The organism is Cryobacterium sp. TMT2-18-2 (assembly GCF_004402245.1).
GTDB classification, from domain to species: domain Bacteria; phylum Actinomycetota; class Actinomycetes; order Actinomycetales; family Microbacteriaceae; genus Cryobacterium; species Cryobacterium sandaracinum.
Genome location: NZ_SOFU01000021.1, coordinates 15,583 through 29,539, shown reverse-complemented (window position 1 = coordinate 29,539; position 13,957 = coordinate 15,583). Strand labels below are relative to the sequence as shown.

Genomic DNA, 13,957 nt, shown 5'->3' with positions numbered 1-13,957 from the left:
TCAGCCTGCTACGGCGGATCGAACGGCCGCGAGGGCGTTCGGGATGGCTGCTGCGTCGGTGCCGCCGCCCTGGGCGAGGTCGTCCTTGCCGCCGCCGCCGCCGCCGAGGATGCCGGCGACCTGCTTCGCCAGGGCTCCCGCACGCTGCCCGGCCTCCCGGGCCGCGGGGTTGGTGGCCACGATGACGACGGGCTTGTCGGCGACCACGGCCGCGAGGGCCACGACCGCCGGGGTGCTGCCGAGCTGCGTGCGGGTGGCCGTGACCAGCATCCGCAGGTCGTCAGCGGAGCCCAGCGTGCCGACCTGCTCGGCCACGACAGTGACGGAACCGACCAGCTTTGCCGAGGCGACGAGGGCAGGCACCCTGTCGGAGAGGGCCCGCGCCTCGAACGCGGCGATCTTCTTCTCGGCGGCCTTGAGGCTCTGCACGAGCTCGTTGATGCGCTCTGGCAACTGCTCCCGCGGCGTCTTCAGGTGTGAGGTCAGCTGGGAGACAAGGGCGCGCTCGGCGGCCAGGTCGCGGAAGGCCTCGAGGCCGACCAACGACTCCACCCGGCGGTTCGTGGAACCGACAGAACCCTCGCTGACCAGGTTGATCATGCCGATCTCGGCGCTGGAGGCTACGTGGGTTCCCGCGCAGAGTTCGCGAGACCAGGGGCCGCCGATATCGACGACGCGGACTCGATCGCCGTACTTCTCGCTGAACAGGGCCATCGCTCCGAGAGCCTTCGCCTCGGCCAGGGGCAGCTCCCGGGTGAGCACGGGCAGGTTGTCCCGGATGGCGTTGTTGGAGATCTCTTCGATCTCGCTTCGGGTTGCCGGGGAAAGTGCCTGGTTCCAGGAGAAGTCGAGGCGGAAGAAACCGGCCTTGTTGTACGAGCCGGACTGGTGGGCGTTCGGGCCGAGCACCTGGCGGAGGGCGGCATGCAGCACGTGCGTGCCGGAGTGCGCCTGCCGGGCACCGCGGCGCCAGTCGGGGTCGACGACGCTGGTGGCGGAGTCCCCGACGCCGACCTCGCCGGACCGCACCTGCACCTTGTGGCTGATCAGGCCCTTGACGGGCTTCTGCACGTCGAGCACCTCGAGCTCGTAGCCGGTGCCCACGATCAAACCGGCATCGGCCTCTTGCCCGCCGGACTCCGCGTACAGGGCCGTCTCGGCGAGGATCACCTCGGCGATGTCACCGGAGACGGCGCGGTCGACGGAGAGACCGTTGACGATGATCCCGAGCACGCTGGATTCGGTCTGCAGGGCGTCGTAGCCCGTGAAGACGGTCTCCCCCGCCGCGCGGAATGCGCTGTAGACCGACAGGTCGGCGAGGTGCGTCTTCTTGGCCTTGGCGTCGGCCTTGGCCATCGCGCGCTGCTTGGCCATCAGTGTGTCGAAGGCCTCGCGGTTGACGCTGAGCCCGGCCTCCTCGGCCATCTCGAGGGTGATCTCGATCGGGAAGCCGTAGGTGTCATGCAGGAGGAACGCGGTGTCGCCCGGCAGAACGACCTGGTCCGCTTTTTTGGTCTTCGCGACGGCGAGGTCGAGCACGGCGCTGCCACTGGCGAGGGTGCGCAGGAAGGTCTCCTCTTCGGCATAAGCGGCCTGGCTGATGCGGGCGTAGTCGGCCTTGACCTCGGGGTACGCGCCGGCCATGGCGTCGCGCGAGGCCGGAAACAATTCGGGAAAGGTCGCGGCGTCGACGCCGAGGAGGCGCATGGCACGCACGCTGCGGCGCATCAGGCGGCGCAGGATGTACCCGCGGCCCTCGTTGGACGGCATCACTCCGTCGCTCATCAGCATCAGGGACGACCGCACATGGTCAGCGACGATGCGCATCCGCACGTCGTCGTCGTGACCGGCCCCGTAGCGGCGACCGGACAGTTCCGCGGCCCGGTCGAGGACCGGGCGCACCTGGTCGATCTCGTACATGTTCTGAACGCCCTGTTTGAGGAAGGCGACACGTTCGAGCCCCATGCCGGTGTCGATGTTCTTCTTCGGCAGGTCGCCGAGGATGACAAAGTCGTTCTTGCTGGTGCCCTCGCCGCGGAGGTACTGCATGAAGACGAGGTTCCAGATTTCGACGTACCGGTCGTCGTCGGTGGCCGGGCCGCCGTCGATGCCGTAGGCCGGGCCGCGGTCGAAGAAGATCTCGGAGCAGGGCCCGGCAGGCCCGGGCTGACCGGTCGACCAGTAGTTTGTGTCCATGCCGAGACGCTGGATGCGGTGCTCGGGCAGGCCGAGGGCGCGCCAGTACCGGAAGGCCTCGTCGTCGTCCTCGTAGACGGTGACCCAGAGGTCCTTCTCGGCGAAGCCGTAGCCGCCATCGGCATCCGAGCTGGTGAGCAGTTCCCAGGCGTAACCGATCGCCTGTTCCTTGAAGTAGTCGCCGAACGAGAAGTTACCGTTCATCTGGAAGAAGGTGCCGTGACGCGGGGTCTTGCCGACCTCTTCGATGTCGTTGGTGCGGATGCATTTCTGAACACTCGTCGCTCGCGGGTAGGGGGGCGGCACGAGACCGGTCAAATACGGTACGAACGGGACCATCCCGGCCACCGTGAACAGGAGTGTGGGGTCGTCGCTGACAAGCGAAGCGGAGGGGACGACGGTGTGACCGCGATCGGCAAAGAAGTCGAGCCAGCGCCCGCGAATTTCAGCAGTCTGCATTAGTTCCGTAGTTCGTTGTAGTGAAAAAGATATGGATGATTCCTACCTGGCGAGCACGTACTGGCCGAGTACTTACTGGGCGAGTTTTTCGATCGTGACTTCGGTCTCCGACGCGATGTCGCCGATGGCGTCCCGCAGCTCGGCCTCACGCTTGCGGTAGCCGTCCGAGATGGCCTCACCGAATTCGCGCGCCTTGGTGTCCAGATCGGCGAAGAATTGCTTCCCCTGACGCGTCTTGCCGGCTTCGCGGGCGATGAGCAGCCCGGTGGTGACGCCGACGACAAACCAGATGAAATTCTTCATAGCGATGCTCCCTGAATATGTGTGCAGACCCTGAAAAGTGGTGAAAAGGTCGGTTCACGGCGGTTGAACGTCTGGAACGACCGTCTGACCGGCGAATCCCAGACGGGCCGGCTCCGTTCCAGAGTACCCGACTACCTGTGGCGGCGGCGGCGGGTGCCGCCCGGGCGGGCAGCCCCGAGAGCCGCGCGAACCCCCGCGGAGAAGCCGGCCAGTTTGACCAGCGGGCCGCCGACGGTCGCCGAGACGAGGGCGACCAGAGCGGAGACGTTGCCCGTGACATCCGCCACGTTCGAGGTGATGGTGTCCACCCGGGCCAACTGCGCGTTGGTCTCCTGAATCGTCTTGGTGGATTCCTCGAGCAGTGGGGTGACGGTGTGGGTCAGGTCGCGGATGGCCGCGGTCGTCTCGTCGAAGACGCGACCGAGCTTGACCAGGGGCAGGGCCAGGAACCCGACCAGCATCACGAAGGCAGCGGCGAATACGAGCCCGACAATATCTCCACCAGACATTGACCAACCATCCATTCCAGATTCGACATTCACGAGCCAGGTGCGCGTACGCAAAGAGCGGACCACCCCAGGGTGATCCGCTCTCCAGCGTAGTTCAGTTGCAGCGCCTGACGGCGCTGCGGGTGAAAAGGAGCCTAGCGGGCCGCGTAGTACTCGACGACGAGCTGGACTTCGCAGGTCACGGGGATTTCGATGCGCTTCGGGCGGCGCACGAGGCGGGCCTGCAGCTTGTCGATCTCGACCTCAAGGTAGGCGGGGAGCTTGGGCAGGACGTCGACGTGACCGCCGGCGGCTGCGACCTGGAACGGCTCCATGGCCTCGCTCTTGGGCTTGACGTGGATGAGCTGTCCCGGCTTCACGCGGAAGGAGGGACGGTCGACCAGCTGGCCGTCGATCAGGATGTGACGGTGCACGATCATCTGACGGGCCTGGGCGGTGGTGCGGGCGATCGCGGAGCGAACGAGAAGAGCGTCGAGACGGGTCTCGAGGATCTCGACGAGGTTCTCACCGGTCAGTCCCTGGGCGCGGCGAGCTTCCTCGAACGCGATCTTGAGCTGGGCTTCGCGGATGCCGTACTGGGCACGTAAGCGCTGCTTTTCGCGGAGGCGAACGGCGTAGTCGGAGTCGGTCTTGCGCTTGGTGCGACCGTGCTCGCCCGGTGCGTACGGACGCTTCTCCAGGTAGCGAGCGGCCTTCGGGGTCAGGGCGATGCCCAGGGCCCGCGAGAGGCGGGTCTTACTGCGGGTACGTGACTTGGTAGACACGGTGTCCTTTCGATGGAACTGCAAACAAGGGGAAACCAGGGCGGGGGCCGCGCAGTCAGACAGCACAGCCTCAACGTCATGGGAGTTCAGAGGGGTGGTGCCATGGCACGCCCGGCTACAGGGCGAAACCATCCAATCCGGAATCGGACGCAGCCGCATGCCGATTCCATTTGTAGGCAGCGTTCAGGTTAGCACATCGGGTCCTTCGGCCGTTCCGTTCAGCGGGCACGGATGATCTTGCGCAACTTGGCGAGGCGGGCCGAGATCTCGCGCTCATGGCCGTGCTCGGTGGGCTCGTAATAGCGCACCTCGGCGAGCTCGTCCGGCGGGTACTGCTGGGCCAGCACGCCGAGGGCAACGTCGTGGGGATACTTGTAGCCCTTGCCGTGGCCGAGGCGTTTGGCGCCTGGGTAGTGCGCATCCCGCAACGGTTTGGGCACCCGGCCGGTCTTGCCGTTCCGCACGTCGGCGATCGCCGCATCCAGGGCCATGTAGGCCGCGTTGGACTTGGGTGCGGTGGCCAGGTGTACGACGGCCTGGGCGAGCGGGATGCGGCCCTCGGGCATGCCGATGTATTGCACGGCGTCGGCGGCGGCGATGGCGATCACCAGCGCCTGAGGGTCGGCCATGCCGATGTCTTCGGAGGCCAGCACGATGATGCGGCGGCAGATGAACCGGGGATCTTCGCCGGCCTCGATCATGCGCGCGAGATAGTGGAGGGACGCGTCGACATCCGAGCCGCGCACCGATTTGATGAAGGCGCTGATGACGTCGTAGTGCTCATCGCCGTTGCGGTCGTAGCGCAGAAGCGCACGGTCGACAGCGAGGGCGACGACCTCGGTGGTGATGACCGGCTTCGCGTCGGACTCGGCGTCGACGGAGGACGCCGCCGCCACCGAACCGGCCTCCAGGGCGGTCAGCGCCCGTCGGGCGTCACCCGACGCGAGCCGGATGATCGCGGCCCTGGCTTCGGGGTCGAGCACGAACCGGTCGGCCAGGCCGCGCGGGTCGACCACGGCCCGGTCGACAACGACACCGAGATCGTCGTCGCTGAGCGTTTCGAGGGTGAGCAGCAGGGAGCGGGACAGCAGCGGCGAGATCACGGAGAAGGACGGGTTCTCGGTGGTCGCGGCCACGAGGATGATGACACCGTTCTCCACCCCGGGCAGGAGAGCGTCCTGCTGCGCCTTGCTGAACCGGTGGATCTCGTCCAGGAAGAGCACGGTAGAGAGTCCGTAGAGGTCCCGGCTGGTGCGCGCCTCGTCCATTACCTGGCGCACGTCCCGCACTCCGGCCGACACCGCGGACAGCTCGACGAACCGACGGCCCGAGCTGCGCGCGATGGCCTGGGCCAGGGTGGTCTTGCCGGTGCCGGGCGGGCCCCACAGGATGACGGAGACCGCGCCCTGCTCCCCGGTCTTGTCACTGGCCAGGCTGACCAGCGGGGAGCCCGGTGTGAGCAGATGCTTCTGACCGGCGACCTCCTCGAGGCTCGTCGGGCGCATCCGTACGGCGAGGGGTGTGGCCCCGCTGCGCAGTCCCGGTTGTGAATCCACCATGGGTCCAGCGTAGTTTGTGCCGGTGACCGGGCCGATCCTGAACCGGTGCTGCCCGGAGCGGATGTTTGTCTGCCCTCTCCGGGTTGCGTAGAGTTCAACATGGTTCGGGCGCCAGACGCTGGAGCCGTCCCCGTTCGATCGGGCCTTCCGATGGAGGCCGCCTGGAGGCTACGACGTGGTAACGAACAAGAAGCAGGACCGTGAAGCCCGCGAGGCGCGCGTGCGAGTGCGCGCCTTTCAGGCTCGGCGTTCGGTGAATGCGCACCAGGTGAAGCGGCGTCGGCGGGACAACCGCATCGCCGGTGTCAGCGTGGCCGTGGTCGTGGCGCTGGCCGTCGGCGCGCAGGTCCTGTTCGTCACCGGAGGCTCCGGCAGCCCGGCACCCTCCGCCGCCGACACCGCTTCCCCCTCCGCGTCGGCCGCACCGTCCGACAGCGCGAACAGCGGCGAGGTGCCGCCCAGCACCCTGGCGGAAGACCGCACCTGGACCGGCACGCTGGCCCTCAACGGCATTCCGCTTGAGATCGAGCTCGACGGAGCCCTCGCCCCTCAGGCGGTGTCCTCGACCATCAACCTGATCACCACCGGCTTCTACCAGGACGTGACCTGCCACCGGCTCACCGACGGCGGTTTCTTCGTGCTGCAGTGCGGGGACCCGACCGGAACGGGATCGGGTGGCCCCGGCTACAGCTATGGACCGATTGAAAACGCCCCGGCCGACGATGTGTACCCAGCCGGCACACTGGCCATGGCCCGCCAGGGCGGCAACGCCTACAGTATGGGCAGCCAGTTCTTCATCGTCTACGACGACACGACCATCCCCGCCGACGCGGTCGGCGGCTACACGGTGCTCGGCCGGGTGACCGATGGACTGGACGAAATCAAAGCGCAGATCACGGCTGCCGGCGTCGCCGACGGCTCTTCGGACGGCACCCCTCAGGTGCCGACCAGCATCACTCAGGTATCAGTTCAGTAGAACAGACGAACAGCGCGCGGGCTTGCAATAGGCTTGACCGGGTATTGGCTCACTTGTGAGCACACAACGACATCAATAAGGTGAGGCTCTTGACTGCGACAGATCAGCAACCATGGGGTCGCGTAGACGATACCGGCACGGTTTACGTGCGCGAAGCGACAGGCGAGCGCGCCGTGGGACAGTATCCCGACGCGACGCCGGAAGAGGCGCTTGCCTACTTCGAACGGAAATACGTTGAGCTCAACGGCCAGGTCACGCTTCTCGAACAGCGCGCCAAGGGTGGGGCACCTGCCGCAGATATCGCGAAGTCCGTCAAACATCTGACGGAGGCCGTGGCGAACGCCAACGCGGTCGGCAACCTGGCAGCCTTGGCCACCCGCCTGGGTGCCCTCGGCGGCGCGGTGACCGAGCTCACCGAGCAGCAGGGCGCCGAGGCGAAGGCCGCAGCGACCGCCGCCGTCGCCGAGCGTGCCGCGATCGTCGCCGAAGCCGAGGCTCTCGCCGCCGAAGACCCGGCCAAGACACAGTGGAAGCAGACCAGCGCTGCCCTGGAGGTCCTGTTCGCGAAGTGGCAGGCCCACCAGCACGATGCTCCGCGCATTCCCAAGGGCGAGGCCAATGACCTGTGGAAGCGGTTCCGCGCGGCCCGCACCACGATCGAGCAGAACCGTAAGGCGTTCTTCGCCGAGCTGGACAGCGCCCACAAGGACGTTCGCAACCGCAAGCAGCACCTGATCGAGCAGGCCGAGGCCCTCGCCCTCAAGGGCGCCGATGGCATCCCGGGGTACCGCACTCTGCTCGACGAGTGGAAGCTCGCGGGTCGCAGCGGCAAGAAGCAGGACGACGCCATGTGGGCCAAGTTCAAGGCAGCCGGCGACGTGCTCTACTCGGTCAAGTCCGAAATCGACGCGCACGATGACGAGGAGTTCGCGGGCAACCTGACTCTCAAGGTCGAGTTGCTCACCGAAGCCGAACTTCTGCTGGCCGAGACGGACCGCGCCAAGGCGCGCAGCGCGCTGAGCTCCATCCAGCGCCGGTGGGACGCCATCGGCAAGGTTCCGCGCGACTCGGTCAAGTCCATCGAGGACCGCATGCGCAAGGTCGAGGCGGCCGTGCGCAAGCTCGACGACGACCACTGGAAGCGCAACAACCCGGAGACCAAGGCTCGCGCCGAGGGTCTGGCCGGCCAGCTGCACGATGCCATCGTCAAGCTCGAGGCCGAACTGGCCGCGGCGCAGGCCGGCGGGGATGCCGCGGCGATCACGGAAGCCACCGAGGCTCTCGAGGCCCGCAAGGCGTGGCTGAAGGCCATCGGCCAGTAGCCCGGCCGTCCACAGCACGACGAGCGGGGATCTGTCCACAGATCCCCGCTTTTTGTGGGCGGGAGAACGCACCCGGCCGCACGCTGAGTCGATGAACCCACAGTCGATGAACTCACGCCTTCCCGTGGTGCTCTCCGCCCACGACCTGCCGCTCGCGGAGCTGTGCGGCGCCCGTCTCGACGGGGAACTCTTCACCCTGGGCGACTTCTGGTGCCCGGTCGACGAGGTCGATGACCGGGTGCGACGCGCCCGGGCCGTCGGGTTGCTGCTTGCGTCCCCACGGGCCATCGCCGAGCGGATGACCGCGGCCTGGATCTACGGTCTGGCGCCGGAACCTCGCCGCCACCACTTCTGCGTGCAGAGTTCCGCCCGAATGAAACTGGTCCCATCGCCCCGAATGCAGATCCGCGAGGTCAACTGCCCGTCCGACCAGCTTCAGGCGATCTCCGGCCTCCGGGTTACGCTGCCCCTGCGCACCGCCGTCGACCTCGTCCGCTGGCACGACGCGCCCACCGACGGTGACCGCGTCGCCCTGATCGCCGCCCTGCTGCGCCTGGCCGGCTGCACCAGCACCGACCCGGCCAGCCGCCTATGCGCGGCACCCAACCTGCCGTTCAAGGCTCCTGCCCGGACCCGACTGCGGGAGGTGCAACGGTACCTCGACGAGCATCCGCGCCCCACCTGATGTCTCTACCGGGAGGCCAATGCGAGCTGAATGGCCGCTCAGCCCTCGTTGACGCGGTAGACGTCATAAACGGCGTCGATACGGCGCACCGCATTGAGCACGCGATCGAGGTGAGTGGTGTCGCCCATCTCGAAGACGAACCGGCTGATCGCGAGTCGGTCGGAGGAGGTGTGCACCGTCGCCGACAGGATGTTGACGTGATGCTCCGACAGCACTCGGGTGACGTCGGAGAGCAACCCGGAGCGGTCGAGAGCCTCGATCTGGATCTGCACCAGGAACAGGCTCTTGGAAGTGGGCGCCCAATCGACGTCGATCATGCGCTCGGGTTCCTTGAGGAGGGACTGCACGTTGCGACAGGATGCCTGGTGCACCGATACCCCGGCGCCGCGCGTGATATACCCCACGACCCTGTCACCCGGCACGGGAGTGCAGCAGCGGGCAAGCTTCACCAGGATGTCGGGGGCGCCGCGCACGAGGATGCCCGAGTCGCTGTTGCGGAGCGTCTGGGTGCGGCCGTGGAGCGCGAACGGCAGGTCCGTGGCATCGCTCTCCTCGACGCTCTGCAGGGTGGCGACCACCTTCTCCAGCACCGACTGCGTCGACACATGCCCCTCGCCGACAGCGGCGTACAGCGCAGAGACGTCTTCATACTTCATCACCGCGGCAACTTCGGCGAAGGAGTCCTGGTTCATCAGTTTCTGCAGCGGCAGGTTCTGCTTGCGCATAGCGCGCGCGATGGCGTCGCGGCCTTGCTCGATCGCCTCGTCGCGGCGCTCCTTGGTGAACCACTGGCGGATCTTGTTGCGGGCCCGGGGGCTCTTGACGAAGTTCAGCCAGTCCTTGCTCGGGCCGGAGTCGGGATTCTTCGACGTGAAGACCTCGACGACGTCACCGGTGACGAGAGGGCTCTCCAGCGGGACGAGGCGCCCGTTGACCTTGGCGCCCATGGTGCGATGGCCGACCTCGGTGTGCACGGCGTAGGCGAAGTCGACCGGGGTGGCGTCGGCCGGCAGACCGATCACCCGGCCCTTGGGGGTGAAGACGTAGACCTCTTTGGCACCGATCTCGTAGCGCAGCGAGTCGAGGAACTCCCCCGGGTCGGCCGTTTCGGCTTGCCAGTCGGAGATGTGGGCGAGCCAAGCCATGTCGGTGTCGCTCTGCGGGCCCGGACCGGAACTCTTTCCTGTGGTCTGCTCCTTGTACTTCCAGTGCGAGGCCACGCCGAATTCGGCGCGCTGGTGCATTTCCTGGGTGCGGATCTGGATTTCCACGGCGCGCCCGCTCGGGCCGAGAACCGTGGTGTGCAGCGACTGGTACAGGTTGAATTTGGGGGTGGCGATGTAGTCCTTGAACCGGCCGGGAAGCGGCGTCCACCGGGCGTGGATTGCACCGAGAACCGCGTAGCAGTCCCGCACCGAGTTGACGAGCACTCGAATGCCGACCAGATCGTAGATGTCGTCGAACTCGCGCCCGCGCACGACCATCTTCTGGTAGATCGAGTAGTACTGCTTGGGCCGGCCGGCGACCTTGCCCCGAATGCGGGCGGCCTTCAGGTCGTCGACGATCGAGTCGATGACGTGCTGTACGAACTCTTCTCGCTGCGGAGTGCGCTGCTTGACAAGACTGTCGATCTCGGCGTAGAGCTTGGGGTACAGCACCGCGAACGAGAGGTCTTCAAGCTCCCACTTGATGGCCTGGATCCCCAGACGGTGCGCGAGCGGCGCGTAAATCTCCAGCGTCTCGGTCGCCTTCCGAACCGCGGACTCGGCAGGCACGAATCCCCAGGTGCGCGCGTTGTGCAGTCGGTCGGCGAGCTTGATGATCAGCACACGGATGTCCTTGGACATCGCCACGATCATCTTGCGCACGGTCTCGGCCTGGGTGCTGTCGCCGTACTTGACCTTGTCCAGCTTGGTGACGCCGTCGACCAGCATGGTGATCTCGTCGCCGAAATCGTGCCTCAGCTGGTCGAGGGTGTACTCGGTGTCCTCCACGGTGTCGTGCAGCAGTGCCGCCGAGACGGTCTTGGGACCGATGCCCAGATCCGCCAGGATCTGCGCGACCGCGACCGGATGGGTGATGTACGGTTCTCCGCTGCGGCGAAACTGGCCCTCATGCGCCTGCTCCGCGGTGACGTAGGCCCGCTCGATGATCGAGAGGTCCACCTTGGGATGGTGCATCCGCACGGTTTTCAGCAGCGTGTCGACCGCGCCGACCGGCTGGGCCCGGGAAAAGATCCGAGGCACGAGGCGCCGCAAGGATGCCGGCGGGAGCGGTGCTGGGGAGGCAGGAGGAGTCGTCAGTTCGGTCATCTAGCCACCTCCATCCGCTTGATCAATTATTACTGCTCCCGAACCGGATCGGGTACCACTTCCGGCTCGGGTGCGGGCCTCCTCCGGCGGTGATCAGGGCCGACTATTCGGCGCTGACTTCGGCGGCCACCTTCAGCGCGGGGCCGGCCTTCGCCCGCTGGGCGAGAACCTTCTGGTCGGCCCGGCGCACGGCCGGCTCCGCGGAGCGGATTTGAGCGTACAGCGGCGACGCGATGAAGATCGTCGAGTAGGCGCCGGCGATGATGCCGATCAGGAGTGCCAGCGAGATGTCCCGAAGGGTTCCTGCCCCGAGCACGAGCGTTCCGATGAACAGGATCGAGGCGACCGGCAGCACCGCGACGACGGAGGTGTTGATCGAGCGCACCAGGGTCTGGTTGACGGCCAGGTTTACGGATTCTGCGAACGTGCGCGTATCGGCGCCCGCCTCCGAGGTGTTCTCGCGGATCTTGTCGAAGACCACGACCGTGTCGTAGAGCGAGTAGCCGAGGATCGTGAGAAATCCGATCACGGCGGCCGGGGTGATCTCGAAACCGGTGATTCCGTAGATCCCGGCCGTGATGACGAGGTCGTGCATCAGCGCGGTCATGGCCGCGAGCGACATCTTCCAGGTGCGGAAGTACAGTGCCATGCCGATGGCGGCGAGAACGAGGAAGATGAGGAGTCCGCGCACGGCCTGGCCGGTAATGTCCTGGCCCCAGACCGGACCGATGAAGGACGCGGTGACCTGCTCGATCGGCACGGCGTACGCATCCGCCAGCGCGGCGCGAATCTCCCGGGTCTCGTCGCTGGTGAGCTGGTCGGTCTGCACGCGGATGCCGGTGCTGCTGACGCTCGACACCCTGGGCGTCGCCAACGGGACGACCTCGGTCACGGCGTCGGCGGCAGCTCCCTGGTCCTGGTCGGCGACCTGGGAGATCTTGAACTCGGAGCCTCCCGTGAACTCGATGCCGAAGACGAAGCCGCCACGCAGCTGGGGAACGACGATGGCCACGAAGAGTGCCACGACCGCGACCAGGTACCAGGTCTTGCGCCGCCCGACGATGTCGAACGAGCGCTTGCCCGTGTGCAGGTCGTTGCCGAACTGGGAAAAGCTGGCCATTAGGAATCCTTCCCGTCGGTCGTTCGATCCGCACTGGAACCGACGAGTTCTGACGCCTTGCGCTCGGCGATGGTCTGGCGCTTTGCTGCCTCACGGCTGGCCGAGGACAGTTTGGCGGAAGGGAGATCGCTTGAAGGACGGAATTTCGCCCGCCCGCGGTAGGTCGCGCCCAGGGCCCGCGGGTCGAGGCCGCTGAACTTGTGTCCGTCGCTGAAGAACTTCGTGCGCGCCAGCAGCTGGAGCATCGGGTGGGTGAAGAGCATGACCACGAGCACGTCGACGAGTGTGGTCAGCCCCAGGGTGAGGGCGAAGCCCTTGACGTTGCCGACGGCGACGATGAACAGGACGCCGGCGGCCAAGATGTTGACCGCGTCGGAGGCGAGAATGGTGCGCAGGGCGCGCTTCCAGCCGGCCTCGACGGAGGATTCGAGCCCTCGTCCGTCCCGGAGCTCATCACGCACCCGCTCGAAGTAGACGATGAAGGAGTCGGCGGTGATGCCGATCGCGACGATCAGACCCGCGACGCCGGCCAAAGACAGCCGGTAGCCTTCGCGCCAGGAGAGGATCGTGATCAGCAGGTAGGTGATGATCGCCGCGACCGTAAGCGACGCCACGGTGACGAGGCCGAGCAGGCGGTACTGGATCAGCGAGTAGAGCACGACCAGCACGAGTCCGATCAGGCCTGCGATCAGGCCGCCGGTGAGCTGGCTGGAGCCCAGGGTCGCCGAGATGGTGTCCTGGCTCTGCACGGTGAAGCTGATCGGCAAGGCGCCGAACTTGAGCTGGTCAGCCAGGGCCTTTGACGAGTCCTGGTCGAAGTCACCGCTGATCTGCGCGTTGCCGTCGGTGATGGCCGCCAGGGTGCGCGGGGCCGAGATGACGTTGCCGTCGAGCACGATCGCGAACTGGTTCTGCGCTCCGGTGAGCGCGTTCAGCCGGGTGCTGACGTCGGCGAAGGCCTTGGTTCCGGTTCCGTCGAAGGTGATGTTGACGACCCATTCACCGGTCGTGGCGCCGCTCTGCGTGGTCTGCTGGCCGTTGGTCGCGTCGGAGACGTTCTCGCCGCTGACTTCAACCGGGCCGAGGATGTACTTGATGGAGCCGTCGGCCTCACAGGTGACAAGCGGCTCCGCCGCCGGTGCCACATTGGTGGTGTCGATCTTGCTGCAATCGAAGGCCTCGTACTGGGCCTGGAGCGCGGGGGTGACCCAGTTCAGGTCGCTCCCGTCGGTGGGCACCGCGGTCGGGGTGCTTTCCAGGCTCGGGTCGACCGTGGGGGTCGGTACCGGGGTCGCGACCCCGTCCTCTCCGACAACGTCCTCACCGACGCTGGCCGCGGACGGGGCACCGGCCACGAGCACCGGTCGGAACTCGAGCTTGGCGGAGGACTCGATTCGGTTGATCGTCGCGTCGTCCGGCACACCGGGGATGGACACGACGATGTTCTGGCCACCCTGGGTGTTGATCTCCGCCTCGGAGACGCCTGCAGAGTCGATGCGCTGCCGAATGATCTTCACGGCCTCGTTGAGCTGCTCCGAGGAGACGGACTGCCCGGACTCGAGCTTCGGCGCGAGGATGATCTGCGTGCCGCCCTCAAGGTCCAGGGCCAGCTTGGGCGTCCAGGATCCGCCGCCGGTGAGCACGCCGGCCGTGTTGAGCGCAATCAGGCCGACGATGATCACACCCAGCCACGTGAGGGAACGCCAGGCCTTCTTGGCCGGAGACGACTTTGCCACCAGAGAACTCAGCTTT

Annotated in this window: 11 protein-coding genes; 3 read left to right on the top strand and 8 right to left on the bottom strand. The window is 66.7% G+C overall.

What is annotated here, in order from left to right; all coding sequences use genetic code 11:
- The 5 genes from alaS to E3O22_RS06645 all read right to left on the bottom strand — a co-directional run bounded on the left by alaS (position 1) and on the right by E3O22_RS06645 (position 5,790).
- On the bottom strand, positions 1–2,655 hold the full coding sequence (gene alaS / locus E3O22_RS06665) for an alanine--tRNA ligase (protein WP_134396138.1): 2,655 nt from the start codon (positions 2,653–2,655) through the stop codon (positions 1–3).
- A 72-nt stretch (positions 2,656–2,727) separates the two neighbouring features.
- Complete coding sequence (locus E3O22_RS06660; RefSeq protein WP_134396139.1) at positions 2,728–2,958, bottom strand: hypothetical protein; 231 nt, start codon at positions 2,956–2,958, stop codon at positions 2,728–2,730.
- Positions 2,959–3,089: 131 nt separating this feature from the next.
- Positions 3,090–3,467, bottom strand: coding sequence for a DUF948 domain-containing protein (locus tag E3O22_RS06655; protein WP_134396140.1), 378 nt, complete (start codon positions 3,465–3,467; stop codon positions 3,090–3,092).
- Between the two features lie 134 nt (positions 3,468–3,601).
- A complete protein-coding gene (gene rpsD, locus E3O22_RS06650) occupies positions 3,602–4,231 on the bottom strand; it encodes a 30S ribosomal protein S4 (protein WP_104100497.1) in 630 nt (209 codons plus the stop codon).
- Positions 4,232–4,449: 218 nt separating this feature from the next.
- Complete coding sequence (locus tag E3O22_RS06645) at positions 4,450–5,790, bottom strand: replication-associated recombination protein A (protein WP_134396141.1); 1,341 nt, start codon at positions 5,788–5,790, stop codon at positions 4,450–4,452.
- A 175-nt stretch (positions 5,791–5,965) separates the two neighbouring features.
- On the opposite strand from E3O22_RS06645, the gene E3O22_RS06640 reads away from it, so the two are divergent.
- The 3 genes from E3O22_RS06640 to E3O22_RS06630 all read left to right on the top strand — a co-directional run bounded on the left by E3O22_RS06640 (position 5,966) and on the right by E3O22_RS06630 (position 8,773).
- The gene (locus E3O22_RS06640; RefSeq protein ID WP_134396142.1) at positions 5,966–6,766 is read left to right on the top strand and encodes a peptidylprolyl isomerase; all 801 of its coding nucleotides are present in this window, start codon (positions 5,966–5,968) and stop codon (positions 6,764–6,766) included.
- A gap of 89 nt (positions 6,767–6,855) precedes the next feature.
- On the top strand, positions 6,856–8,088 hold the full coding sequence (locus E3O22_RS06635; protein WP_134396143.1) for a DUF349 domain-containing protein: 1,233 nt from the start codon (positions 6,856–6,858) through the stop codon (positions 8,086–8,088).
- 106 nt (positions 8,089–8,194) lie between these two features.
- Positions 8,195–8,773, top strand: coding sequence for a hypothetical protein (locus tag E3O22_RS06630; protein WP_134396144.1), 579 nt, complete (start codon positions 8,195–8,197; stop codon positions 8,771–8,773).
- A gap of 38 nt (positions 8,774–8,811) precedes the next feature.
- Here the strand turns inward: E3O22_RS06630 and E3O22_RS06625 are convergent, their stop codons facing one another.
- The 3 genes from E3O22_RS06625 to secD all read right to left on the bottom strand — a co-directional run bounded on the left by E3O22_RS06625 (position 8,812) and on the right by secD (position 13,941).
- Positions 8,812–11,085 (bottom strand): bifunctional (p)ppGpp synthetase/guanosine-3',5'-bis(diphosphate) 3'-pyrophosphohydrolase, encoded by a 2,274-nt coding sequence (locus E3O22_RS06625; RefSeq protein ID WP_134396145.1) that lies wholly within the window; start codon positions 11,083–11,085, stop codon positions 8,812–8,814.
- A gap of 103 nt (positions 11,086–11,188) precedes the next feature.
- Entirely contained in the window at positions 11,189–12,205 is a 1,017-nt protein-coding gene (gene secF / locus E3O22_RS06620; protein WP_134396146.1) for a protein translocase subunit SecF, read from the bottom strand.
- Positions 12,205–13,941: a protein translocase subunit SecD gene (gene secD, locus E3O22_RS06615; RefSeq protein ID WP_134396147.1), complete on the bottom strand. Its 1,737-nt coding sequence runs from the start codon at positions 13,939–13,941 to the stop codon at positions 12,205–12,207. Before secD ends, secF begins: the two co-directional genes overlap by 1 nt.
- Between the last annotated feature and the right edge of the window lie 16 nt (positions 13,942–13,957).

Bases quoted from the DNA above. Each gene is read 5' to 3' on its own strand.
- alaS (WP_134396138.1), bottom strand. From the start codon at position 2,655: ATGCAGACTGCTGAAATTCGCGGGCGCTGGCTCGACTTCTTTGCCGAT.
- E3O22_RS06660 (WP_134396139.1), bottom strand. From the start codon at position 2,958: ATGAAGAATTTCATCTGGTTTGTCGTCGGCGTCACCACCGGGCTGCTC.
- E3O22_RS06655 (WP_134396140.1), bottom strand. From the start codon at position 3,467: ATGTCTGGTGGAGATATTGTCGGGCTCGTATTCGCCGCTGCCTTCGTG.
- E3O22_RS06645 (WP_134396141.1), bottom strand. From the start codon at position 5,790: ATGGTGGATTCACAACCGGGACTGCGCAGCGGGGCCACACCCCTCGCC.
- E3O22_RS06630 (WP_134396144.1), top strand. From the start codon at position 8,195: ATGAACTCACGCCTTCCCGTGGTGCTCTCCGCCCACGACCTGCCGCTC.
- E3O22_RS06625 (WP_134396145.1), bottom strand. From the start codon at position 11,085: ATGACCGAACTGACGACTCCTCCTGCCTCCCCAGCACCGCTCCCGCCG.
- secF (WP_134396146.1), bottom strand. From the start codon at position 12,205: ATGGCCAGCTTTTCCCAGTTCGGCAACGACCTGCACACGGGCAAGCGC.